The following is a 22,111-nucleotide window of genomic DNA, read 5'->3' on the forward strand; positions in this document are numbered from 1 at the left end:
TCTCCGCACGGAACGCTGTGCGGTGGTCGGCAGTTCTGGCCGCGGGAACTGCCGTCTACCGCACACGGTTGGCCGCGAACAGCGCCTGCCGGGCCGCGTGGACAGCGCGGATGTCCCGGCGGCATCCGGCGGGTGAGGCCGTCATCCGCCGGAAGGAGAAGCGCAGCGTCTGCCAGCCGACGGTGGCGAGCAGCGCGTCCCGTCGGATGTCCCGCTCCCGCTGCGGCCGGGAGCCGTGCCACGCCGCGCCGTCCAGCTCGACGGCGAGCGCGACCTCGTCGTAGGCCGCATCCAGCACGAACACCTCACCGCCGACCACGACGCGACGCTGCTGCACGAACGGCGGCATCCCCGGCCCGCGCAGCACGTTCAGGCAGCCCCAGATCTCCAGCTCGCTCTGGCACCCGTCGGCGAGCAGCCCCACGAGGCGTGCCAGCTCGGCCCGTCCGGGCAGCCGAGGTCGACGCTCCACCTCCAGGGCCAGCTCCCGGACCGAGGCCTGCCGACGCCGGACGGCGGTGATCGCCGCGGCGCGGATGTCCGACCGGCGCAGGGGTGCCGGCCGGGCCCAGCTGTCGACCAGGGAGCGTTCGACCGACGTGACCGACAGGCTGTCCACCCGGCGCCTCTCGGCGTCGATGCCGGCCGAGCGGTGGACCGTCACCGCCCACGCCCCCCGTGCGCTCCGGGTCGGGTCGACGGTGATGTGGACCGGCCCCGGCGGGTGCTCGACCAGCTCCCACAGGGCGAGGGCCGTGACGTGACTGGCGACGCCGTTGCCGCGCTCGAGTGCGGCACCCAGGCGGGTCCGCCAGCCGTCCGCCACCGACGGCAGGGCGTAGACCCCGGGACGCAGCGCCACCAGCTTCCCGGTGGCCACCCACGACCCGATGGTCCGCGCGCTCACCCGCCGCTGCAGCTGCGCGGCGGTGGCCCAGCCCCGTTCTCCCACGACCGCTGCTACGTCCAGTGCCACGAGGCCAGGCTGTCGGGAGCCGCGGACGGGTGGGGGCCACCGAGCAGATCTGTGGATGACGCCCGGCGACGCTGTGCGCCGGTCGGCAGAAATCCACCCGAGAACTGCCGACCGGCGCACAGCGTCCGGCCGGGCTGGCCGGGCTGGCCGGGCTGGCCGGGCTGGACGGGCTAGACGGTCACGGGGGCGTGGCGGACGACGAGCTCGCCACCGCGGGCGGCGAACTCCTGCCCCAGCCCGCGCAGGACCTCCAGGCCGGCGTCGTCGGCGACCCGGACGTCGCGCAGGTCGAGGACCACGCGGACGTGGCCGTTGCCGTGCAGCGACTCCGCCGTCCCGCGCAGCAGGTCGGCGCCCGCCAGGGTGAGCCGGCCGCTGGCCCGGATGGAACCGTTCCGGCGGTCGACGGTCTCGCGCAGCATCAGGCAGCCTTGCGGTCGGACTCGAGCTCCAGGACCCGCCACAGGCCGGTCCGGTGCAGCAGGTCCAGGGTGCGGCGGTTGGCGCCGCGCAGCACCACGGTGCCGCCGCGCGCACGGCACGTCCGGTGCGCGGAGAGGAAGCTCGCCACCGCGGGGCTGGAGAGGTGCTGCACCGCGCTGAGGTCGACGACGAGGCGCCGCGCGCCGGCCAGCAGGGCGTCGTGCAGCAGCCAGCGGACGTCGGCCAGACCGTCGGCGAGGAGGTCGTCGCTGAGCCGGATCGTCACCCGGTCGCGCTCGGCGTCCAGCCGGCTGTGCGCCGCGGCGCGGACCGCAGTGGCTGCAGGCATCGGCTCTCTCCTCGGGTCGGGGGGGCGGAGTCCGGGCCACGAGAGTCGCTTCCCGACATTGCGATGGCCCGGGGAGCGGGGTTGCGATTCGATGACGGCTTCCCGGCCGGTGCGAGGGCTGCGCGACCGCGGTGGCACCATGTCCGGCGATGGCGCTGCGACTGCTGGTGGTGGAGGACGACGACCACATCCGGACGGCGCTGCGCTGGGCGCTGGAGGACGAGGGCTACGACGTCGCGGAGGCCGGCTCCGGCGAGGAGGCGCTCCAGGCCGTCGCGGTGAGCGCACCGGACCTGATGGTCGTGGACCTGATGCTCGGGTCGATGGACGGCTTCGAGGTGATCCGCCAGGTCCGCCGGACCCTGGACCTGCCGATCATCGTGGTCAGCGCCCGCGCCGACACGAGCGACATCGAGGCGGCGCTGGACGCCGGCGCCGACGACTACGTGACGAAACCGTTCGCGGTCAAGGAGATCAGCGCGCGGCTGCGGGCGCTGCGCCGGCGGGTGGCGCCGGTCGGCCAGGCCGAGGAGCAGCCGGAGGCCGTGGTCCTGGACTCCGACCCGGCCGCGCCCCTGGTGCTGCGCGAGGCCAGTGGGACGGTGCACCGTGGCGAGGAGCTGCTGCCCCTGACGCTGACGGAGTTCCGGCTGCTGTGCGAGCTGGCCGCCGCCCCGGGCCGGGTGTTCAGCCGGCAGGCGCTGCTGGAGCGGGTGTGGCAGCACGGGTTCTTCGGCGACGAACGGCTGGTCGACGTCCACGTGCGCCGGTTGCGCACGAAGGTGGAGCGCGACCCGAGCACCCCGCGCGTGGTGGTCACCGTCCGCGGCCTGGGGTACCGGCTGGACCCCCAGTGAGCCTGGATCGACGATGAGCACAGCTCTCCGGGGGTTCGCGCTCCGGGGGAGCGGACTGCGGGCCCGGATCGTCCTGGGTTACGCCGCCGGCACGTTGCTGGTCTCGGTCGTCCTGGTGGGCGTGACGTTCCTGCTGGCCCGCAGCTACCTGCTCGACCAGCGCGAGGCGTCCCTGACCCGCCAGGCGTTCGCCGACGCTAACGTGCTGGACAGCCGCCTGGCGACGCCGGGCCGCGAGGTCGGCGACGTGCTCAGCGAACTGGTCCCCTCCGGCGGCGCCGACGTCGTCCTGCGCACCTCGGACGCCTGGTACTCCTCCAGCCTGGACGTCGGCGCGCGCGACGTCCCCGACGACCTGCGCGAGCTGCTGCGCACGGAGCCCGCGGCCAGCGTGGTCATCGAGTCCTCCGACGGGCCCCGGCTGGTCGTCGGCCTCACCCTGCCGAACGCCGACGTCGAGTTCTACGAGGTGGCGCCGCTGACCGAGCTGGGGCAGGTCCTCCGGACGCTGGCCGCGGTGCTGGCGGCCGGCGCCCTGGCCGCGACCGCGGCCGGGGCCGCCTTCGGGGTGTGGGCCAGCCGCCGGGCGGTGCAGCCCCTGGAGCAGGTGGCCGGCGCCGCGACCCGGATCGCCGGCGGCGAGCTGACCACCCGGCTGCCGGTCACCGACGACCCGGACCTGGTGGGCATCGTGGCCAGCTTCAACAGCATGGTGGACGCGCTCGCCGCCCGGATCGAGCGGGACGCCCGGTTCGTGGGCGACGTGAGCCACGAGCTGCGCAGCCCGCTGACCACGCTGGTCACCAGCGTGGAGGTGCTGGGCGGGCGCCGGGAGGAGCTGTCGCCGCGGGGCCGGGAGGCGCTGGCGCTGGTCGAGGGAGAGCTGGCCCGGTTCCGGCGCACGCTCGACGACCTGCTGCAGCTGGCCCGGCTGGACGGCACGGAGATGTCCGGAACCGCCCAGCGGGTGTCCCTGACCGCCCTGGTGCGCGAGGTGGTGGCCGACAGCGGCCGGCCGGAGGAGCTGCTCGAGGGCGCCGACGACGCCGACACCACGATCCAGGGCGACAAGACCAGCCTCGAGCGGGCGGTCCGGAACCTGTTGGACAACGCCGACCGGCACGCCGGCGGAGCCCGGGCCGTGTGCGTCGAGCGGCAGGACGGAGCGGTGCTGGTGATCGTCGACGACGCCGGACCGGGCGTGTCCCCGGAGGACCGGGAGCGGATCTTCGAGCGGTTCGCCCGCGGCCCGCGGGCCGCCCGCAAGTCGCTGCCGGGGGCCGGCCTCGGGCTGGCGATCGTCGCGGAGACCGCGGCCCGGCACGGCGGGGCGGCCTGGTGCTCGGAGGCCCCCGGCGGCGGCGCGCGGTTCACCCTGTCCTTCCCGGCGGCGGACCGATGACCGGGCGGGCGCGCGCGCTGCTGGTCGGCTGCGTCTGGACCCTGGTCCTCTGCGTCGGCGGGTGCGGGGTGCCGGCCGGGGGAGCGCCGCGGGCCATCCCGTCGTCCGAGGTGCCCTACGGGCTGGCCCAGGCCAGCCCGGAGGCCACCGGGCCGGCCACCTCGGCCCCCGCCGAGGCGCCGTCGCAGGTCTACCTGGTCGGCGCGGGTGACGTGCTGGTCGGCCGGCCGCGGGAGGTGGAGGGATCGACGCTGCAGGAGCGGCTGGACGACCTGCTGTCCTCCCTCGAGGAGGGGCCCACCGCCGCGGAGCGGGAGGAGCAGCTGTCCAGCGTGCTGACGCCGGAGGTGCGGCTGTCGGCCACCGACCTCACCGACCGCACGGCGACGATCGACCTCGGGGCGCCCTCGGGGGCGCCGTCCGGCGCCGCGGGCCGGCAGGCGGTCGCGCAGATCGTGCTGACCGCGACCAGCATGCGGGGGGTCGATGCCGTCCGGCTCACCATCGGCGGCGACCCGGTGGAGGCGCCGCTGCCCACGGGGGCGCTGACGTCTGCGCCGCTGACCGCCCGCGACTACGCCTCGTTCCTGAGCCCCCCGGAACCGTCGCCGGCGGCCGAGGCCCCCGCGCCGGCGGAGACGGCGCCGCCGTCCTGAGGGTCAGGCCAGCAGCTTGGCCTTCTGGGCGGCGAACTCCTCCTCGGTGAGGACCCCGGCGTCGCGCAGGTCGGCGAGCTTGCGCAGCTGGTCGGCGAGGTCGGGCTGCGGCGCGGCCGGGGGAGCGGCCGGTGCGCCGAACGCGGCGCCGGCCGTGCCCGGGTTGACGTGCAGGTACTGCGACTGCCGCTCGACGGTCTTCTTCTGCCGGGCCTCGCTGATCAGCGGGGCCAGCAGGTCCATCACCGCGGAGGGGCCTTCGACGTTGTCGAGCACGACCTGGCCGGTCGTCGTGCCCTCGACGGCGCCGCTGAGGGAGAACGTGTCCGCCCTGGCCCCGTAGGACGGGTCCTCCAGGTTGAGGACGACGTCGCCGACGTCGCTGCCGCGCTGCCAGACCGCCTGCCGCACGTCCATGTCGTTGATCGCCCACAGCGGCACGCTCTCGGTTCGGGTGCCGAGCAGGCCGCTCTCGATCCAGACGCGGTCCTTGGTGATCCGGTACCGCGCCGTGGAGACGCCGGCCGCGCTGGTGGCGGCGTTGCGGCTCTCGCCGAACCACAGCGTGTCCGGGTCGTTCGCCCACTGCTCGGTGCGCTTGGCGTTCTGCTCGGCCAGCTTCTGCTTGCCCTGGTCGGCGAGGGCCCTGCCCTGGTCGGTGACCTGCTTGAGCCGGTCCCGCCAGCCGACCTTCCCGCCCGCGGGCGCGGCGGCGGCCGGCGGCACCGGCGGAGGGGGCACGGCCGCGGACGGCGGCGGGAGCTCGGCGGGCAGCGGGTCCTGCCCGGTCGTCCCCCGGTCGGAGACGTGCTCGGTCCAGGCCCGGCCGTCCCAGTACCGCAGCTCGTGCATCCCGCCCGGGTCGGGCAGCCAGCTCGCGTCCGCCATGTGGATCCCTTCTCCGTGTCCGTCGGTACCGGCGAGAGGATGCCAGTGGCGGGCCGGATACAGACCCCCTCCGTGCGCGGGACCTGCGCTTTCGTGTCCACGGGACACGCGTGCCGATCCGGTGGGGCGGGAGGTCACGAACCGGTCACGGGCTCGTCGACCCCTTGACAAGTGTTTGTAAGGACGGTGTCCTAACAAACGTGACGGCCGGCACGGACACCCAGCACCAGCGGCGCCTGCTGCGCCCGACCTCGAAGGTGCTGCCCGAGCACGCCCGTGCCCAGCACCGGTCGATGGTCCTGCAGCAGCTGTTCCACTCCGGCCCGCGGTCGAGGGCCGACCTGGCCCGCGCCACGGGCCTGACCCGCGTGACCGTCTCCGACCTCGTCGCCTCGCTGCTGGCCGACGGGCTGGTCACCGAGCTGGACTTCCGGGCCGAGGGCAAGGTCGGCAAGCCCGGCACGCCGATCGGCCTGCGCACCGACGCCTTCCAGATCGTCGCCGTCGACCTGGCCGACGACGAGCGCATCCACGGTGCCGTGCTGGACCTGTCCGGAGCGGTCCTCGAGCGGCGCTCCGCCGCCGTGGCGGGGCGGACCGGCCAGGCGGCGGTCGACGCCCTGCTGGACCTCTGCCGCGAGCTGGCCGCCGCCGCCACGTGCCCCGTGCTCGGCGTCGGGGTCGGGTCCCCGGGCGTGGTCGACCCGGCGGGCGCGGTCGTCCAGGCACCGAACCGCGGCTGGTACGACGTGCCGCTCGCCGCGGACCTGAGCGCCGCCCTGGGCCTGCCCGTGCACGTGGCCAACGACGCGAACACCGCGGCGCTGGGCGAGTTCACCTACGGCGGTGCCGACGGCGGGGGGCTGCTGCTGCTCACGGTCGGCGGCGGTGTCGGCGCCGGGATCGTCCTGGACGGCGCCCTGGTCCAGGGCCACGCGCACGCGGCCGGCGAGCTCGGGCACGTCACCGCCGTCGACGAGCGCGACGACATCGACGGCGCTCCGCTGGGCCGCCCGCAGCCGTGCGCGTGCGGCCGCCGCGGCTGCCTGGAGACGGTGCTGTCCGTCCCGTCCCTGCGCCGCCGGGTGGAAGGCCTGGCGCCCGACGCCCGCGACGCCGCCCTGGCGTCCGTCGGCCGGCGGCTGGGCATCGTGCTGGCCCCGGTGGTCAGCGCGCTCAATCTCTCCGAGGTCGTGATCAGCGGCCCCCGGGAGCTCCTGGACGGCCCGCTGCGCTCCGCGGCGCTGGCGGCCCTCCGCGAGCGCACCATGCCGGTCATCAGCAGCGGGCTCCAGCTGCGGATGACCTCGCTCGGCGAGGACGGCGCCCTGTCCGGGGCCGCCGTGCTCGTGCTCTCCGGTCAGCTCGGTGTCTCGTGAGGACGCCGAGCCGGCCGGCCCGGGCTCTCGTGAGGACCCCGGGCCGGCCAGGTGCAGGTCGGAGAACCACACCCTCATGGCGGCGCTGTCCGGCACCGTCCGCGCACGGGAAAGGAACCCCAACATGAAGATGCTACGTACGGGCGGAGCGGCCGTCATGGCCGCCGCCCTGCTCGGAGTGAGCGCGTGCGGCGGCAGCGGCGAGGACGCCGAGGCGGCCGGTGGGGTCGAGGAGATCCGCCTCTGGCTCAACGGCACCGACACCCCGCAGGAGCTGCGGGACTACCTCGTCGAGACCTTCGAGGAGGAGACCGGCGCGACCCTCGTCATCGAGGAGCAGGACTGGAGCGGGCTGGTGCCCCGGCTGCAGACGGCGCTGGCCTCCGAGGGGCAGACCCCCGACCTCGTCGAGGTCGGCAACACCCAGAGCCCGACCTTCACCTACGCCGGCGCCTTCGCCGACATCAGCGACCTCTACGAGGAGATCGGCGGCGACCGGCTGCTGCCCGGCTTCGTCGAGGCGGGCACGGCCGACGACACGGTCTACGCGGTGCCCTACTACTCCGGCGCCCGCGCGGTCTTCTACAACAAGGACATGTTCGCCGCCGCCGGCGTGGAGGTGCCCACCACGCTCGCGGAGTTCTCCGAGGCGGCGGTGGCCCTGCAGGCGGCCAACCCGACCGGCGCCCCCGGCTTCTCCGGCTTCTGGCTGCCGGGCCAGGACTGGTACAACGGCACCGCCTGGATCTACGAGGCGGGCGGCGACCTCGCCGTGCAGGAGGGCGACGAGTGGGTCGGCGGGCTGTCCAGCCCGGAGTCGCAGGAGGGCCTGGCGCAGGTGCAGGCCCTCTACACCGGCGCCACCAGCGCGCCGCGGGACGCCGACTCCGAGGAGCCGTGGGTCCCGTTCAACAACGGCGAGGCCGCGATGTTCTCCGCCCCGACGTGGGCGCGCTGGAGCATCGACCTGCCCGAGTGCAACAAGGGCGTCGACCCGGCGGACGAGTCGGCCGAGGCCACGGCCCTGCGGGGCGAGCAGCAGGCCTGCAACGAGGAGAAGACCGGGGTCTTCGCGCTGCCCGGCACCGACGGCGGGGCGGCGACCGTCTTCGCCGGCGGCTCGAACATCGCCATCCCGGCGAAGTCGGGCAACCAGGAGCTGGCCCGCGAGCTGATGCGGATCGTCTTCAGCGAGGAGTACCAGACGATGCTGGCCGAGAACGGGCTGATCCCGGGCAACCGGGACTACGCCGACGCGCTCGGGGACGACGTCTACGCCCAGGCGGCGCTCGCCGCCGCGGAGAACGCCAAGCTGACGCCGGCCGCCGAGAAGTGGGCCGACGTCGAGGGCGCCCGCATCCTGGAGGACTTCTTCCAGGAGATCGCCGGTGGGGCCGACCCGGCCGAGGCGGCGGCGAAGGCGGACGAGCTCATCGGCAACACGCTCAACTGACTCCCCCGACCCCGTGCCGGGGGGTGCGGATCCGACGCGCCCCCCGGCACGGAGACCCTGCCCCGGGAGCTCCCTGATGCCCGCTCCACGCACGACGGCCGCCGTGCCGCCGCCCGCGCCCCCGCGGGCACCGGTCCCGCCCGTCCCGCCCGCCGCGCCGGCAGCCCGCCGTCCGCGGCGCCGGACGCCGTTCCGGTCCCGGCTGGGCCCCTACCTGCTCCTCGTGCCGGCGGTCGCCGCGATCGCCGTCGGGCTCGGCTACCCGCTGGCCCGGCAGTTCGTCATCTCCTTCCAGGAGTACGGGCTGGCCCAGCAGTTCGGCCGCCCGGCGGAGTGGGTGGGCCTGCAGAACTACGTCACCCTCCTGACCGACCCCTACGTCTGGACGGTGATCGCCCGCTCGATCGCGTTCTGCCTGCTCAACGCGGGCCTGACGATGGCGATCGGCATCGCGCTCGCGGTGCTGATGACCAAGGTCGGCCGGGCGGCGCGGGTCACCCTGCAGGTCGGCATGCTGCTGGCCTGGGGCACCCCGGTGCTGGCCACCATGACGGTCTGGCAGTGGCTGTTCGACTCGCAGTACGGCGTCGTCAACTGGCTGCTGGCCGAGCCGCTGGGCATGGGGTCGATGCGGTTCCACTCCTGGCTCATCGAGCCGCTGTCCTTCTACGGCGTGGCGACGGTCATCGTGGTGTGGATGAGCGTGCCCTTCGTGGCGTTCACCGTCTACGCGGGGCTGCTGCAGGTGCCCGAGGAGTGCATGGAGGCCGCCCAGCTGGACGGGGCCAACGCCTGGCAGCGGCTGTGGAGCCTGGCGATCCCCATGGTCAAGCCGGTGCTCTTCGTGGTCGCGCTGCTCCAGGTCATCTGGGACCTGCGGGTGTTCACCCAGATCCACGTCCTCCAGCGGGCCGGGGCCCCGACCCGGGAGACGCACCTGCTGGGCACCTACATCTACTCGCTGGCGAAGGAGTTCTCGATGGCCGGCGCCATGGCGACGATCATGCTGGTGATCACCCTGGGCCTCACCGTCTTCTACATCCGCCGGATGCTCCGCGAGGAGCAGCTGTGAGCGCGGCCGGGTCGGCGGTCGCGACGGCCCGCGGGCAGCGCGGGGGGCAGCGGTCCGCGCGCGGCGGGCGGTCGTCCCTCGGCCGGCGGCTGCTGGGGGCCCTGGCGGTGGCGGTCTCGCTGGCCTGGGTGTTCCCCGTCTACTGGATGATCAGCAGCGCCTTCCTGCCGACCAACGAGCTCCGGACGTCGGAGCCCACGTTCTTCCCCGTCGACGGCGGGCTGGGCAACTTCCGGCGGGTCTTCACCGACCCCACGTTCTTCTCCTCGTTCAGGATCTCGCTGGCGGTCACCGGGCTCACCCTGGCCGCCGCGATCCTCTTCGCGTTCGTCGCCGCGCTCGCCGTCAGCAGATTCCGTTTCCGCGGCAAGAAATCATTCATCGTGACCATTCTCGTGGTGCAGATGATCCCGGCGGAGGGATTGTTCATCTCGCAATACCACGTGCTCGACAACTGGGGGCTGGTGAATGCCGTCCTGGGGCTGACGATCGTGTACGTGGCGGCCATTCTCCCGTTCACCATCTGGATGCTGCGCGGATTCGTCAGCGGAATCCCGATCGAACTGGAGGAGGCCGCGATGATGGACGGGCTCTCGCGCACCGGGGCCTTCTTCCGGATCACCTTCCCGCTGCTGGCGCCGGGGCTCGTGGCGTCCGGGGTCTACGGGTTCCTGCAGGCGTGGAACGAGTACACGCTGGCCCTGGTGGTCATGTCCGACCCCGAGAAGCAGACCCTCCCGCTGTGGCTGCAGGGCCTCGTCGAGGGCAACCGGGCCACCGACTGGGGGCTGGTCATGGCCGGGGCCACGCTGATCACCGTCCCGGTCATCGTCTTCTTCCTGATCGTCCAGAACCGGATGAGCTCCGGGCTGGTCGCGGGCGCGGTGAAGGGGTGAACGCCGACGGGCACGCGGCCGGTGGGTGGTCGATCGGGCTGGACATCGGCGGCACCAAGGTCCTGGGGGTGCTGCTGGACGACGCGGCCGCGGTGCGGGCCACCGTCCGCGTCCCGACCCGGCTGGGCACGGAGGGCGTGGTGGCCTCGGCGGCGGAGGTGGTGCGGCGGCTGTGCGCGGACGCGGGCATCGGCGCGGCCGACCTGTCCGGCGTCGGCGCGGGGGTGCCCGGGCTGGTCGACCCGCGGACCGGCGAGGTGTCGCACGCGCTCAACCTCGACATCCACGAGCGGGGGGTCCGGCTCGCGCCGCTGCTCGCGGCCCGGCTGCAGGGCGTGCCGGTGACGGTGGAGAACGACCTGAACGTGGCCGCGGTGGGGGCGGCGCGGGTCCTCGGGCTGCGCGGCGACCTGGCCTTCCTCGCGCTGGGCACGGGGGTGGCCGCCGGGCTGCTGCTGGGCGGCGAGCTGCGGCGCGGTCACCGCGGCGGCGCGGGCGAGATCGGCCACCTGCCGTACGCCTCGACCGGCCCGGTGTGCCCGTGCGGGCAGCGCGGCTGCCTGGAGCTCTACGCCTCCGGGTCGGCGATCGACGCCGCCTGGCCCAGCCGCACCGGCCGGCCGGCCGCCGCCGAGGTGTTCGCCGCCGCGTCCGAGGGGGACGCCGTGGCCATCGGCATCCGGGACAGCTTCACCGACGCCGTCGCCGCGGCCGTGCGGCTGCTCGTCCTGACCTGCGACGTCGAGCACGTCGTCCTCGGGGGAGGGGTGGCCGAGGTCGGCGCCCCGCTGCTGGACGCCGTCCGCCGGCAGGTCCGGAGCCAGGCGGAGGGGTCGCCGTTCCTGCGCAGCCTGCGCATCGCCGACCGCGTCCAGGTGGTGCCCGGCGGCGTCCCGGTGGCGCCGATCGGGGCGGCGCTGACCGCCCGCGGCGCCGTGCCGCGGCGCACGTCGGTGGAACCGGTGGGATCGTGACCGGGTGGAGGTGATCATCCTTCCCGGGGCCGCGGAGGTGGGCCGGTTCGGCGCCGACCGGATCGCCGCCGTCGTGTCCCGGGCGCCGCGGGCGGTGCTGGGCCTGGCCACCGGATCCTCCCCGCAGGGGATCTACGCCGAGCTGGCCCGCCGGGTGGCCGCCGGGACCCTCGACCTGTCCGGCGTCAGCGGGTTCGCGCTCGACGAGTACGTCGGGATCCCCGCCGACCACCCGCAGAGCTACGCGGCCGTGCTGGACCGGGACGTCGTCCGCCCGCTCGGGCTGGCCCCCTCCCGCGTGCGCGTCCCCGACGGGCGCGCTCCCGACCTCGAGGCGGCCGCGGTGGACTACGACCGGGCCATCGCCGCCGTCGGCGGGGTGGACGTGCAGATCCTCGGCATCGGCGCCAACGGGCACATCGGCTTCAACGAGCCGACGTCGTCGTTCGCCTCCCGCACCCGCATCAAGACGCTGGCGCCGCGCACCCGCGCGGACAACGCCCGGTTCTTCGCCTCGCCCGAGGAGGTGCCCACGCACTGCCTGACCCAGGGGCTGGGCACGATCCTGGAGGCCCGCGAGCTGCTGCTCGTGGCGCAGGGGGAGGCGAAGGCCGAGGCGGTGGCGGCCGCCGTCGAGGGGCCGGTGGCCGCGATCTGCCCGGCCTCGGCGCTGCAGCTGCACCGGCGGGTGTGCGTCGTCGTCGACGAGGCCGCCGCCTCGCGGCTCCGGCTGGCCGACTACTACCGCTACACGCACGCCCGCAAGCCGGACTGGCAGCGGCCCTGACCGGTCAGGGTGCGACCGGCCGCCCGTCGGCCCAGACCGCACGGACCGTCCAGTCGGGCCCGAGGACGACGGCGTCCGCGGCGTGGCCCGGGGCCAGCCGGCCGAACCGGTGCCCGAGGCCCAGCGCGGCCGCCGGGGTCGCGGTCAGCGCCGTGACGGCGGCGACCGGGTCCAGCCCGGCCTCCTCGACGGCCAGCCGCAGCGCGGTGTCGAGGGTGAGCGTGGAGCCGGCGATCGTGTCCGTCCCGGCCAGGACGGCGCGGCCGTCGTGCACCGTGACGTCCAGGCCGCCGAGCCGGTAGCTCCCGTCGGCGGCGCCGGCGGCCGCCATCGCGTCGCTGACCAGCGCGATCCGGCCGGGCGCCGCGGCGGCGAGCAGGCCGGCGACCGCCGGGTGCACGTGCCGGCCGTCGAGGATCAGCTCGATGGTCACCCGCGGATCGGCGACGGCCGCGGCCACCGGCCCCGGCGCCCGGTGGGAGATGCCCGGCATGGCGTTGAAGGCGTGGGTGAGCAGGCGGGCGCCCGCGTCGAACGCGCGGGCGGTGAGGTCGAGGTCGGCCTCGGTGTGGCCGACCGCGACGACGACCCCTGCCCCGGCGAGCCGCTCGATCGCCGCGATCGCGTCCGGCAGCTCCGGGGCGACGGTCAGCTGGCGCAGCGTGCCGCGGGCGGCGTCGAGCAGCCGGTCGACGTCCGCGGCGGTGGGCGCGCGGAGGAACCGCGGGTCGTGCGCCCCGCACCGGGACGGCGCCAGGAACGGGCCCTCGAGGTGGGCGCCGAGGACGCCGCCCTCCGCGGCGGTGAGGGCGGCGATGCCGTCCAGCCGGGCCTCCAGCTCCGCCAGCGGGGCCGCGACCAGGCTCACCACGGCCCGCGTGGTGCCGCGCACCCGGTGCGCGCGCAGGGCGGCGGTGATGCTCGCCGGTCCGTCGTCGACGGCGTGCCCGCCCCCGCCGTGCAGGTGCAGGTCGACGAACCCCGGCGTCAGCCAGGCGCCGCCCAGGTCGACGGTCTCGTCGGCCGCGGGCGGCTGCCCGCTGCCGGTGGCCGCGATCAGCGGCCCGTCGAAGAGCACCCAGGCGCCGTCGACGATCCCCGCGGCGTCCAGGGCCCGCGCGCCGCGCAGCAGGACGGTCATGCCGGCTCCCCGGCGAGCAGGCCGGCCGCCGCCGCGGTGTTCACCCGGCCCGCCCCGTGGGTGAGCACGACGGGGCCGGGCACCAGGCCGGCGTCGTCCGGCATGCCGACGGCGACCAGCACCGCGTCGGGGCGCAGCTCGGCCAGCCGGTGCAGCCACGCCCGCTGCCAGTCGCTGCGGTAGGCGTCGCGGACGGCGACGACCAGCGGCCTCCCGGCGGCAGCGGCGACGACGTCCTCGGGCGTGCCGTCGGCCTCCCGCACCTGCCGCTCGCCGGCCACCAGGCCGTGCCGTGCCAGGGGCTCGGCGAGGCTCCACTTCGCGTCCCCGACGGCCAGGTTGGTGCCCGCCCGCAGCTCCGCGACGACCGCGGGGGCGGTCAGGGGGACGACGTCGCGGGCGCGCAGGGCCCGCCGCGCCGCAGTGGCGCCGATGCCGCTCGCCGGTGGGACGGGTCCGGGTTCCGTGGCGGCGAGCCTCGTCCGCAGCGCGCGCACCCGCTGCGCGGCGTCGTGCAGCCGCGACTCGGGCAGCACGCCCTCCCGGACGGCGTCGGTGACCGCGCGGCGGAGGTCCCCGCAGTGCTGCTCGCCGTCCTCCGCGCCGATCAGCAGCAGGTCGGCCCCCGCGGCCAGGGACAGCGCGCCGGCCCGGGCGATCCCGTGCGCCGCCCGGACCCCGGCCATGTCCAGGGCGTCGGTGACGACGACGCCGTCGAAGCCGAGCTCGGTGCGCAGCAGGTCGACCAGCAGCCGCCGGCTGAGCGTGGCGGGCTGCTCGTCCAGGGCGGTGAACACCACGTGCGAGGTCATGACCAGGTCGACGCCGGCCGTGACCGCGGCGGCGAAGGGCGGCAGCTCCCGGCGGCGGAAGGTGGCCTCGTCCGCGTCGATGGTGGGCAGCCCGAGGTGCGAGTCGACGGTGGTCGCGCCGTGCCCCGGGAAGTGCTTGGCGGCGGCGGCGACCCCGGCCGACCGCAGGCCGCGCACGTAGGCGGCGCCGTGCCGGGCCACCGCATCGGGGTCGGGGCCGAACGAGCGGACGCCGATGACCGGGTTCCGGCTGTCGCTGTTGACGTCCACCGACGGCGCGAGGTCCACCGTCACGCCGGCCCGGCGCAGGTCGGCGCCGATGGCGGCGGCCACCGCCTCGGTGAGGGCCTCGTCGTCGGCCACGCCCAGGGCGAGGTTGCCCGGGTAGCCGCTGCCCACCAGGTACTCGAGACGGGTGACGTCGCCGCCCTCCTCGTCCAGCGCCACGAGCGCGTCGGGCCGGACCCGGCGCACCGCGTCGCCGAGTGCCCGCACCCGGTCGGGGGCGGGCTCCCCGCCGTCGGTGAGGTTCTGGCCGTAGACGCAGATGCCGGCCAGGCCGCGGTCGAGCTCCCGCGCCACCCACCCGGGCAGCCGCGGGCCGGCGAACCCGGGCATCAGGCAGGCGGTGACGAGATCGTCCAGTTCCGGCATGGTCCTCTGCTCCGTCGACGGGCCCGGGCGGTGTGTGGCCGCGCCATTTCCGGCCCGGCCGACGAGTCGACCCTAGACGACCCGGCGACGATTCGGAGAAATGGACCGGATGGGTGGTCGGCCGCCATTTCGCGGGAGCCGGCGCGACCCTTTCCAAGCGTCCTCGCCGACGGTATGTTCACCGGGCCCGGAAATGCGCGCCGCGGCGCGCGACCCGATTCCTGAGACCGTTCGGAGGACGCCGACGATGGCGACCGTGACCTATGACCGCGCGACCTGTGTCTACAGCGGCGCCGAGCGCTCGGCGGTGGACGCGCTGGACCTCGAGGTGGAGGACGGCGAGTTCCTGGTCCTGGTCGGGCCGTCGGGCTGCGGCAAGTCCACGTCGTTGCGGATGCTGGCCGGGCTGGAGCCGGTGCACGACGGGCGGATCCTGATCGGCGACCGGGACGTCACCGACATGGCGCCCAAGGACCGCGACATCGCGATGGTGTTCCAGAACTACGCGCTGTACCCGCACATGAGCGTCGCGGACAACATGGGCTTCGCGCTGAAGATCGCCGGGGTGCCCAAGGCCGACATCGGCACCCGCGTCCGCGAGGCGGCGAGGGTGCTCGACCTCGAGCCCTACCTCGACCGCAAGCCCAAGGCGCTGTCGGGCGGGCAGCGGCAGCGGGTGGCGATGGGCCGGGCGATCGTCCGGCAGCCGCAGGTGTTCCTGATGGACGAGCCGCTGTCCAACCTCGACGCCAAGCTGCGGGTGCAGACCCGCACCCAGATCGCCCAGCTGCAGCGCCGGCTGGGCACCACCACCGTGTACGTCACCCACGACCAGGTCGAGGCCATGACCATGGGCGACCGGGTGTGCGTCCTCAAGGACGGGCTGCTCATGCAGGTGGGCACCCCGCGCGAGCTCTACGACCGCCCGGCGAACGTGTTCGTCGCGGGCTTCCTCGGCTCGCCGGCCATGAACCTGTACTCCCTGCCGGTGGTCGACGGCGGGGTGGCGTTCGGCGACGGCGTCCACCCGGTGGCCCGCGACGTGCTCGCCGGTGCCGGGGACACGGTGGTCCTGGGGATCCGGCCGGAGGACCTCGAGGTCGCCGACTCCGGCCTCCGCGTGGAGGTGGACGTCGTCGAGGAGACCGGCGCCGACGCCTACGCCTACGGGCGGGTCACGCACGGCGGCGAGCAGCAGCCGATCACCGCCCGGGTGGACGCCCGTCGTCCGCCGATGAAGGGCGATGTCCTGCACGTCCGGCCCGGGGCCGGCCGGGTGCACCTGTTCGACGCCGACGGCGCGCGCCTGGGGGGTTGACCGCGGTCGGCAGGGTCAGCGGCTGCGGCCGGACCGTCCTGCGCCGGGACGCCCGCCGGTGCGGGACGCCGAGGTCCCTCGGCCGCGGCGTCCGCCTCCGGACTCCGCCGTCCGGCCGCCGCCCGTGGCGCGGCCTCCGGCCCGCGGTGCACGCGGCTGCCGGTCGTGCCCGTCGTGGTGCTGTGTCCCCCGGTCTGTCCCCCGGTGCGGCTCCCGGCCCGGGCCGCGCCCGGCCGAGCGGACCGAGCAGTCGCGGCAGGTGCTGAACCAGGGGGCGATGCCGGCGCCGCAGGTGGTGCACCGGCCGGACGCCGACAGGCTGATCGCGTCGGGCAGCAGTTCGGTGATGCGCTCGGCGCACGCCTCCTCGACCTCGGCGGCGTCCTCGCTGGTCAGCCCGGCCACGCCGGGGAAGGAGCGCAGCAGCGTCTGGGCGTCGCGCGCGGCGGCCGCGGCCTGCTCGTAGTCCTCGACCGTGCCCCGGTCCGGCATCGGCTCGAGCACGGTCTCCGGGGCGACCGACTGCCCGAAGGCCTGCTGGAGCGCGGCCTTGGCCAGCACCAGCCAGCGGGTGCGCCGCGGCGGGTTGTAGTCGATGGGCAGGTTGATCAGCCGCCAGATCGTCCACAGGTCGCCGGCCGCGCCGAGCGGCCCGCGCAGCAGCGGCAGCAGGGCGTGCACGCGGACGATCAGGCCGGTCACGTCGTCGGCGGTCATCGCCTGGTCGCGGGTCGCCGCCCGCGCCCACGCCATCCAGCGGGTCAGCGCCTCCGGCAGGTCCACCGGCTCGAAGGCGCCCAGGTCGTCGAGCTCGGGGCGCAGCCGCGGGGCGCGCTTGGGCAGGTCGCTCATCGCATCGCCGCGGGCCACCTCGGCGCCGGCCTTGAGCAGCCCGGCGTCGGCCCGCAGGCCGGTGACCCCGGCGAGCACGCCGACGCTGCCGTGCCCGGTGAGCCCGTAGCGCCCGGCCCGGCCGGCGATCTGCGCGGTCTCCCAGGTGCGCAGCGGCCGCCGCTCCACGCCGTCGAACTTCGTCGTCTCGGCGAACAGCACGGTGGTGGCCGGCACGTTGATGCCGTGGCCGATGACGTCGGTGGTCACCAGCACCTCGGTCTCGCCGCGGGTGAACCGGGCGATCACCTCCCGGCGGGTGGCCGGCGGCAGCGCGCCGTAGAGGACGCCGACCTTGCCCGGCCGCTGCGGGTCCAGGGCGGCGGCGACCGCGTAGACGGCCTTGCGGGAGAACGCGACGACCAGGGTCTGCGCGCGCACGCCGTCCGGGCGGACGGGGGTGCGCAGCACGTCGAGCCGGGAGAGCCGCTTGTGGTTGACGACGGTGATCGTCTTCGCGTCCGAGACCAGGGGCTTGAGCAGCAGGTAGGCCTCGGCCGCGGAGATCAGGTGCATCTCGCGGTACTCGCCGGTCAGCACCAGCCGGGCCCAGTGGTGCCCGCGGTCGGGGTCGGCGACCCAGTGCGACTCGTCGAGCACCAGCAGGTCGCCGCGCATCGGCGCCTTCTCCACGGTGCAGCAGACGATGGGGGCGTCGGGGTCGATCTCCTCCTCGCCGGTGGAGAGGCCGACGGTGCCGGGCGGCAGCTCGCGGGAGAGTCGCTCGTAGGCCTCGTGGGCCAGCTGGCGCAGCGGTGCGGCGTAGACCCCGCGCCCGTTCCTCTCCAGGGCGAGCAGGGACTCGTAGGTCTTGCCGGAGTTGGTCGGCCCCAGGTGGAAGACGACCTCCTCGGGCCGGACGGTGCGGACCGGGAGCTCGGGCTCGGCGCCCTCGACCCAGCTCTGCTGGGCCAGCTTCTCGACGCGGGCGGCGGCCCGGTCGTCGTCGCGGGCGCGCCCGGCGCGGCCGGCGGACCGGTCGCGGCGCCGGGGGTCAGGGCGTCGGGCGGGGTGCTGCGGGGGAACGCTCACAGGGGGGAACAGGCCTTTGGTCGGCGGAAGTCTGGGCGGGTCCGCGCGCGTCGCGGCGGTGCCAGCTGCCGCGGACCCTACGGAGGGCAACCGCGCGGGGCCCCGGAACATGCCCGGGCGCGCCGGGCTCAGGCGGCACGCCGCACCTCCCGGCCCACCGCCAGCAACCGCACCTCGACGACCAGCCCGCGGAACCCCATCACCTCGTACAGGCTGCGCGGCGGGGCGAGCACCGGCCCGTCGTCGGTCCGGTAGCGCACCGTCACCGGGCAGACGACGGCCTCGCCCGCCGGCGCCGGACGCCGGGCCCGGGAGCGCACCGGCAGCACCCGGTCGGCGGTCTCCGCCCAGCCCTCCGCCGTCCGCGGGGCGCCGACCAGCAGCGCCAGGTCGCCCAGCAGCCCGGCGCTGTTGTCCACGAGCAGCCAGTGCCGCCGGTGGCGCGGCCACGGCACGGCGGGCTGGACGACGTCCACGCGGACGCCCAGGGCGGTGAGCAGGTTGGCCGCGCCGCACACCTGCAGGGCCTGCCGGCGCTGCACCGATCCGGGAGGCAGGACGGCGTCGCGGGCGCGCAGGGCGGCGAGCGCGGCGCCGTAGCGGAGCCGGCGCTGCTGCTGGGTGGCCGGCGTCGCGCGGGTCGAGGGGAGGGGTGGGGCGGTGGTCACGGCACTCCTCGGACCGGAGGGCCGGAGACCGGCCCTGACGCGATCAGCGTCAGGGACGGTGGTGACGGCGACGTGACCACGACGCGGCGGTGCCGAGAACACCGTCCGGCCGGATGCCGACGGGCGTCGCGACGCCCGGAGCCCCTATCGGAGGCGGCGGACGGCGGCGCCGAGGGTGCGTGCGGTGAGCCGCCCGTCGGCCAGGCCGAGGTGGACGACGTCGTCGAACACCCGCTGGTCGCCGGCGGCGGCCCGGAAGACCGCGTCCATGACCGCCGGCCACCGGCTGGCCCAGGACGCCGTCGACGAGTGCGCCAGGTGCCGGCCCAGCCGCCGGCGCAGCGCCGCCCGGTACGCCGCCCCCGCGCCGCCCCCGGCGGCGGCGGCCGCACCGGCGAGGGCCCCGGAGAGGACGGCGTAGAAGATCCCCTCGCCGGTCAGCGGGTTGATCAGCGAGGCGGCGTCCCCGGCGAGCAGCACCCGGCCGTCGGGCTGGCGGGGCCGGCCGGTGGACAGCGGCAGCCGGTGCGCCTTCAGCTCCGCGGCCCCGACGCCGGGCAGCAGCCGCTCCAGGCCGGCGAGCAGCCCCGCCCGGTTCACCCCGCCGGAGACCAGCTCCCCGTAGCCCACGTTGGCCCGCCCGTCGCCGAGCGGGAACGACCACGCGTACGCCGGCCAGCGCTGCTCGGTGGTGGCGATGAGCTGGACGTCCTCGAGCCCAGCGGGCACCGGCGCGTAGCCGCGCAGGGCGATCGCCAGCCGGTCCGGCCGGTTGGGGCCGAGCCCGAGCGCCCGGCGGACGACGGACTCCGCGCCGTCCGCCCCGACCAGCACCCCGGCGGTCAGGACGCCGTCGACCTCGACGTGGGTGGGGTGCACCGCGATCCGCCGGACGGCGTGCCGGCGGAACTCCGCGCCCGCCGCCAGCCCCGCCGCGAGCAGCCGGGCGTCGAGCACCGCGCGGGGGACGACGCGGGCCGGGCGCTGCATCGTGCGCTCGACGGTGGTCCCCCCGGGGGAGCGCAGCCGCAGCCGGGGGAGCACGGCGTACCCCGCGGTGAGCCCGGCGGGATCGACGCCGAGACCGGCCAGGACGTCGAGCGCCTCCGGGGCGACGCCGTCGCCGCAGACCTTGTCCCGCGGGAAGTCGGCCCGGTCGAGCACCAGCACCCGGGCGGCGGGGTCGGCGCGGCGGGCGGCCGTGGCGCAGGCGGCTCCGGCCGGGCCGCCGCCCACCACGACGACGTCCCAGTGCTGCATGCCCCGAACGCTAGGCAGGCCGGGCGGTCAGCGCTCGACGGGGCGCGCGACGCCGTCCCAGTTCTGGGCCAGGAGGCGGCGCCAGCTGTCCAGGTCGTGCGCGGCGGGCTCGGTGTCCCGGATCCAGTCCAGGAGCACGTCGCAGAACCGGTCGGGCTCGTCGAGGTGCGGCCAGTGGCCGGCGTCCTCGAAGACCTCGATGCGGGCGGTGGGCACGAGGGCGCGCACCGTCTCGGCGTGCCGCGGGGGGACGATCGGGTCCCGGCCGCCCCAGACGACCAGCATCGGGATGGAGTCGGCGAGGTAGAGCCGGTCGAGGGCGGTGACCGCCTGGCCGCGGGCGTCCACCACGCCGCGCAGGGTCCGCAGGAAGGCGCGGCGGGCCTCGACGTCCTTGAGGGCGAGCAGCGCGTCGACGGCCTCGGCCAGGTCACCGAGGCGCCGCCAGCCGGCGACGCGGCCGACCTTCTCCACCGCCTGCAGGCCGGTGCGGAGCGGTCCGGAGACGCCGGCCAGGGCGGTGACCACCAGCTCGGCGCCGGGCAGGGTGGCGGCGCGCAGGCCGGCGGAGAGCTCGGGGCCCAGCCCCCCGCTGCCGACGACCGCCAGCCGCTGGCACCGCTCGGGGAACTGGTAGGCGAACTGCAGGGCGATCCCGCCGCCGAGGGAGTGCCCGACGACCGTGGCCTGCTCGATGTCCAGCACCGACAGCAGGTCGCGCATGCCGTTGGCGTAGCCGGCGATGGAGTAGTCGCCCCGGGGCTTGTCGGAGTTGCCGTGGCCGAGCAGGTCCGGGGCGATGACCGTGTGCGTCTCGGCGAGCCGGTCGATGACCCCCGACCAGGTGTGGCAGTTGTTCCCGATGCCGTGCAGCAGGAGCAGCGCCGGACCCTCGCCCGCCCGGACGAAGGCGCGGCGGTGCCCGTGGACCACGCGGACCTCGGAGACCTGGCGGGACGGCATCCCCCCAGTGCACCACGTGCCTGTTGCGATCGGGTTACCCGCCGGTAGGGGCCTTTCCCGTCTCGGAAAGCGTCACGGGGCCGGGGGCGGAGCCGTCCACTTGCGCTGCGGGTGCCGGTAGGCCGCGACGAACTCCAGCAGGCCGGCCGCGTCGGGCACCACGCCCAGGGCGTCCAGCCGCGCGGCGTCGAGGTAGCCGTCGTCCACCATGCGGCGCAGCTGGGCGAGCAGCGGCTGCCAGAACCCGTCGACGTCGACCAGGGCGGTGGGCTTGGCGTGCAGGCCGAGCATCCCCCAGGTCCAGGCCTCGAAGAGCTCCTCCAGCGTCCCGGCGGCCCCGGGCAGCGCGACGAAGGCGTCGGACAGGTCGGCCATCACCGCCTTGCGCTCGTGCATCGACTGCACGATCTCCAGCCGCGGCAGCCCCGGGTGGGCCACCTCGTCGTCCACCAGGTGCTGCGGGATCACGCCGACGACCTCGCCGCCGGCGGCCAGCGCCGCGTCGGCGACGACGCCCATCAACCCGACGTTCCCGCCGCCGTAGACGATGCCGACCCCGGCGTCGGCGAGACCACGCGCGAAGGCGGCGGCGGCCTCGGCGTGCGACGGCGGGCCGGCGTGCGACCCGGTGAAGACGGCGACCCGCATCAGGCGGCGCGGCCGCCGTAGTAGCGGAACACCGGCTCGGCGATGCAGACCGGCTTGTCGCCACCCCCGCGCTCGATGACGGCGGCCAGCGTGAGCTGCAGCCCGCCGGTGACCTCCTCGACCTGCTTCAGGCTCGCCGTCAGCCGCACCCGCGAGCCGACCGGCACGGGGGCGGGGAAGCGCACCTTGTTCAGGCCGTAGTTGACGCCCATGACGGTGTCGGTCACCTCGAGGACCTGCGAGGACAGCGGGGCCAGCAGCGACAGCGTCAGGTAGCCGTGCGCGATCGGCCCACCGAACGGGCTCTCCGCCGTCGCCCGCTCGACGTCGACGTGGATCCACTGGTGGTCGCCGGTCGCGTCGGCGAACAGGTTCACGTGCTCCTGGGTGACCTCGTGCCACTCGCTGCTGCCGAGCTCGGTGCCGACGAGTCCGGGGACCTCGGCCATGGTCGTCGTCGTGGTCATGGAGGACTCCTCGGGGAGAGCGGACGGCGCTGACCCGATCCTGTCAGCCGCCCGGCCGGTTCTCATGCCCGCCCGGGGCGGAGGTGTTCCGCCGCACGGTCGGACCTTGCCCACCCCCGTGGGCAGGGTCCGACTGCCCGCGACC

Annotated in this window: 22 protein-coding genes; 10 read left to right on the forward strand and 12 right to left on the reverse strand. The window is 75.8% G+C overall.

The window, feature by feature from the left end; all coding sequences use genetic code 11:
- Positions 1-55 precede the first annotated feature (55 nt).
- From BM142_RS17665 to BM142_RS17675, 3 genes are all read right to left on the reverse strand, one after another.
- On the reverse strand, positions 56-976 hold the full coding sequence (locus BM142_RS17665) for a DUF559 domain-containing protein (protein ID WP_092201667.1): 921 nt from the start codon (positions 974-976) through the stop codon (positions 56-58).
- Between the two features lie 170 nt (positions 977-1,146).
- Entirely contained in the window at positions 1,147-1,398 is a 252-nt protein-coding gene (locus tag BM142_RS17670; protein WP_092201669.1) for an STAS domain-containing protein, read from the reverse strand.
- Complete coding sequence (locus BM142_RS17675; RefSeq protein ID WP_092201671.1) at positions 1,398-1,748, reverse strand: STAS domain-containing protein; 351 nt, start codon at positions 1,746-1,748, stop codon at positions 1,398-1,400. Before BM142_RS17675 ends, BM142_RS17670 begins: the two co-directional genes overlap by 1 nt.
- A gap of 149 nt (positions 1,749-1,897) precedes the next feature.
- On the opposite strand from BM142_RS17675, the gene BM142_RS17680 reads away from it, so the two are divergent.
- The 3 genes from BM142_RS17680 to BM142_RS17690 are packed head-to-tail and all read left to right on the forward strand — an operon-like array spanning position 1,898 to position 4,663.
- Complete coding sequence (locus tag BM142_RS17680; RefSeq protein ID WP_092201672.1) at positions 1,898-2,605, forward strand: response regulator transcription factor; 708 nt, start codon at positions 1,898-1,900, stop codon at positions 2,603-2,605.
- 13 nt (positions 2,606-2,618) lie between these two features.
- Positions 2,619-4,007 carry a sensor histidine kinase gene (locus BM142_RS17685; RefSeq protein ID WP_092201674.1) on the forward strand — a complete coding sequence of 463 codons (1,389 nt, stop codon included), beginning with the start codon at positions 2,619-2,621 and terminating at the stop codon, positions 4,005-4,007.
- Positions 4,004-4,663, forward strand: coding sequence for a GerMN domain-containing protein (locus BM142_RS17690; protein ID WP_092201676.1), 660 nt, complete (start codon positions 4,004-4,006; stop codon positions 4,661-4,663). Before BM142_RS17685 ends, BM142_RS17690 begins: the two co-directional genes overlap by 4 nt.
- Before the next feature lie 3 nt (positions 4,664-4,666).
- On the opposite strand, the gene BM142_RS17695 is transcribed toward BM142_RS17690, so the two are convergent.
- Positions 4,667-5,551, reverse strand: coding sequence for a PH domain-containing protein (locus BM142_RS17695; RefSeq protein WP_092201678.1), 885 nt, complete (start codon positions 5,549-5,551; stop codon positions 4,667-4,669).
- A 200-nt stretch (positions 5,552-5,751) separates the two neighbouring features.
- Between BM142_RS17695 and BM142_RS17700 the strand changes: the two genes are divergently transcribed.
- The 6 genes from BM142_RS17700 to nagB all read left to right on the forward strand — a co-directional run bounded on the left by BM142_RS17700 (position 5,752) and on the right by nagB (position 12,112).
- Entirely contained in the window at positions 5,752-6,930 is a 1,179-nt protein-coding gene (locus tag BM142_RS17700; RefSeq protein ID WP_217640773.1) for an ROK family transcriptional regulator, read from the forward strand.
- A gap of 124 nt (positions 6,931-7,054) precedes the next feature.
- On the forward strand, positions 7,055-8,383 hold the full coding sequence (locus BM142_RS17705) for an extracellular solute-binding protein (RefSeq protein WP_092201679.1): 1,329 nt from the start codon (positions 7,055-7,057) through the stop codon (positions 8,381-8,383).
- A gap of 76 nt (positions 8,384-8,459) precedes the next feature.
- Entirely contained in the window at positions 8,460-9,455 is a 996-nt protein-coding gene (locus BM142_RS17710) for a carbohydrate ABC transporter permease (RefSeq protein WP_092201681.1), read from the forward strand.
- Entirely contained in the window at positions 9,452-10,351 is a 900-nt protein-coding gene (locus BM142_RS17715; RefSeq protein ID WP_217640774.1) for a carbohydrate ABC transporter permease, read from the forward strand. The genes BM142_RS17710 and BM142_RS17715 overlap by 4 nt, the downstream gene beginning before the upstream one ends.
- Positions 10,348-11,325 (forward strand): ROK family protein, encoded by a 978-nt coding sequence (locus tag BM142_RS17720; RefSeq protein ID WP_092201683.1) that lies wholly within the window; start codon positions 10,348-10,350, stop codon positions 11,323-11,325. The genes BM142_RS17715 and BM142_RS17720 overlap by 4 nt, the downstream gene beginning before the upstream one ends.
- Before the next feature lie 4 nt (positions 11,326-11,329).
- A complete protein-coding gene (gene nagB / locus BM142_RS17725) occupies positions 11,330-12,112 on the forward strand; it encodes a glucosamine-6-phosphate deaminase (RefSeq protein WP_092201685.1) in 783 nt (260 codons plus the stop codon).
- 4 nt (positions 12,113-12,116) lie between these two features.
- Here the strand turns inward: nagB and nagA are convergent, their stop codons facing one another.
- Together nagA and BM142_RS17735 are read right to left on the reverse strand one after the other, a co-directional pair.
- Complete coding sequence (gene nagA, locus BM142_RS17730) at positions 12,117-13,253, reverse strand: N-acetylglucosamine-6-phosphate deacetylase (RefSeq protein WP_092201687.1); 1,137 nt, start codon at positions 13,251-13,253, stop codon at positions 12,117-12,119.
- The gene (locus BM142_RS17735; protein WP_092201689.1) at positions 13,250-14,719 is read right to left on the reverse strand and encodes a glycoside hydrolase family 3 protein; all 1,470 of its coding nucleotides are present in this window, start codon (positions 14,717-14,719) and stop codon (positions 13,250-13,252) included. The genes nagA and BM142_RS17735 overlap by 4 nt, the downstream gene beginning before the upstream one ends.
- Before the next feature lie 247 nt (positions 14,720-14,966).
- Here BM142_RS17735 and BM142_RS17740 point away from each other — a divergent pair, with 247 nt between their 5' ends.
- Positions 14,967-16,037 (forward strand): ABC transporter ATP-binding protein, encoded by a 1,071-nt coding sequence (locus BM142_RS17740; RefSeq protein WP_092201691.1) that lies wholly within the window; start codon positions 14,967-14,969, stop codon positions 16,035-16,037.
- 15 nt (positions 16,038-16,052) lie between these two features.
- Here BM142_RS17740 and BM142_RS17745 read toward each other — a convergent pair whose 3' ends face one another.
- The 6 genes from BM142_RS17745 to BM142_RS17770 all read right to left on the reverse strand — a co-directional run bounded on the left by BM142_RS17745 (position 16,053) and on the right by BM142_RS17770 (position 21,966).
- Positions 16,053-17,960, reverse strand: a complete 1,908-nt coding sequence (locus BM142_RS17745) for a helicase-related protein (RefSeq protein WP_254791051.1) — start codon at positions 17,958-17,960, stop codon at positions 16,053-16,055.
- A gap of 128 nt (positions 17,961-18,088) precedes the next feature.
- Positions 18,089-18,628, reverse strand: coding sequence for a hypothetical protein (locus BM142_RS17750; protein ID WP_092201694.1), 540 nt, complete (start codon positions 18,626-18,628; stop codon positions 18,089-18,091).
- 144 nt (positions 18,629-18,772) lie between these two features.
- Positions 18,773-19,888, reverse strand: a complete 1,116-nt coding sequence (locus BM142_RS17755; RefSeq protein ID WP_092201696.1) for a geranylgeranyl reductase family protein — start codon at positions 19,886-19,888, stop codon at positions 18,773-18,775.
- Between the two features lie 27 nt (positions 19,889-19,915).
- Complete coding sequence (locus BM142_RS17760; protein ID WP_092201698.1) at positions 19,916-20,851, reverse strand: alpha/beta fold hydrolase; 936 nt, start codon at positions 20,849-20,851, stop codon at positions 19,916-19,918.
- A 72-nt stretch (positions 20,852-20,923) separates the two neighbouring features.
- Positions 20,924-21,499: an LOG family protein gene (locus tag BM142_RS17765; RefSeq protein WP_092201700.1), complete on the reverse strand. Its 576-nt coding sequence runs from the start codon at positions 21,497-21,499 to the stop codon at positions 20,924-20,926.
- Entirely contained in the window at positions 21,499-21,966 is a 468-nt protein-coding gene (locus BM142_RS17770) for a MaoC family dehydratase (protein ID WP_092201702.1), read from the reverse strand. Before BM142_RS17770 ends, BM142_RS17765 begins: the two co-directional genes overlap by 1 nt.
- Positions 21,967-22,111: the final 145 nt, after the last annotated feature.

It is taken from the genome of Blastococcus tunisiensis (assembly GCF_900112815.1).
Taxonomy (GTDB): Bacteria; Actinomycetota; Actinomycetes; order Mycobacteriales; family Geodermatophilaceae; genus Blastococcus_B; species Blastococcus_B tunisiensis.

Excerpts from the sequence above, each read along its gene's own strand:
- BM142_RS17755 (WP_092201696.1), bottom strand. The coding sequence starts at position 19,888 with ATGCAGCACTGGGACGTCGTCGTGGTGGGCGGCGGCCCGGCCGGAGCC.
- BM142_RS17695 (WP_092201678.1), bottom strand. The coding sequence starts at position 5,551 with ATGGCGGACGCGAGCTGGCTGCCCGACCCGGGCGGGATGCACGAGCTG.
- BM142_RS17740 (WP_092201691.1), top strand. The coding sequence starts at position 14,967 with ATGGCGACCGTGACCTATGACCGCGCGACCTGTGTCTACAGCGGCGCC.
- BM142_RS17670 (WP_092201669.1), bottom strand. The coding sequence starts at position 1,398 with ATGCTGCGCGAGACCGTCGACCGCCGGAACGGTTCCATCCGGGCCAGC.
- BM142_RS17735 (WP_092201689.1), bottom strand. The coding sequence starts at position 14,719 with ATGCCGGAACTGGACGATCTCGTCACCGCCTGCCTGATGCCCGGGTTC.
- BM142_RS17765 (WP_092201700.1), bottom strand. The coding sequence starts at position 21,499 with ATGCGGGTCGCCGTCTTCACCGGGTCGCACGCCGGCCCGCCGTCGCAC.
- BM142_RS17680 (WP_092201672.1), top strand. The coding sequence starts at position 1,898 with ATGGCGCTGCGACTGCTGGTGGTGGAGGACGACGACCACATCCGGACG.
- nagA (WP_092201687.1), bottom strand. The coding sequence starts at position 13,253 with ATGACCGTCCTGCTGCGCGGCGCGCGGGCCCTGGACGCCGCGGGGATC.
- BM142_RS17690 (WP_092201676.1), top strand. The coding sequence starts at position 4,004 with ATGACCGGGCGGGCGCGCGCGCTGCTGGTCGGCTGCGTCTGGACCCTG.
- BM142_RS17705 (WP_092201679.1), top strand. The coding sequence starts at position 7,055 with ATGAAGATGCTACGTACGGGCGGAGCGGCCGTCATGGCCGCCGCCCTG.
- BM142_RS17675 (WP_092201671.1), bottom strand. The coding sequence starts at position 1,748 with ATGCCTGCAGCCACTGCGGTCCGCGCCGCGGCGCACAGCCGGCTGGAC.
- BM142_RS17710 (WP_092201681.1), top strand. The coding sequence starts at position 8,460 with ATGCCCGCTCCACGCACGACGGCCGCCGTGCCGCCGCCCGCGCCCCCG.
- BM142_RS17760 (WP_092201698.1), bottom strand. The coding sequence starts at position 20,851 with ATGCCGTCCCGCCAGGTCTCCGAGGTCCGCGTGGTCCACGGGCACCGC.
- BM142_RS17685 (WP_092201674.1), top strand. The coding sequence starts at position 2,619 with ATGAGCACAGCTCTCCGGGGGTTCGCGCTCCGGGGGAGCGGACTGCGG.
- BM142_RS17770 (WP_092201702.1), bottom strand. The coding sequence starts at position 21,966 with ATGACCACGACGACGACCATGGCCGAGGTCCCCGGACTCGTCGGCACC.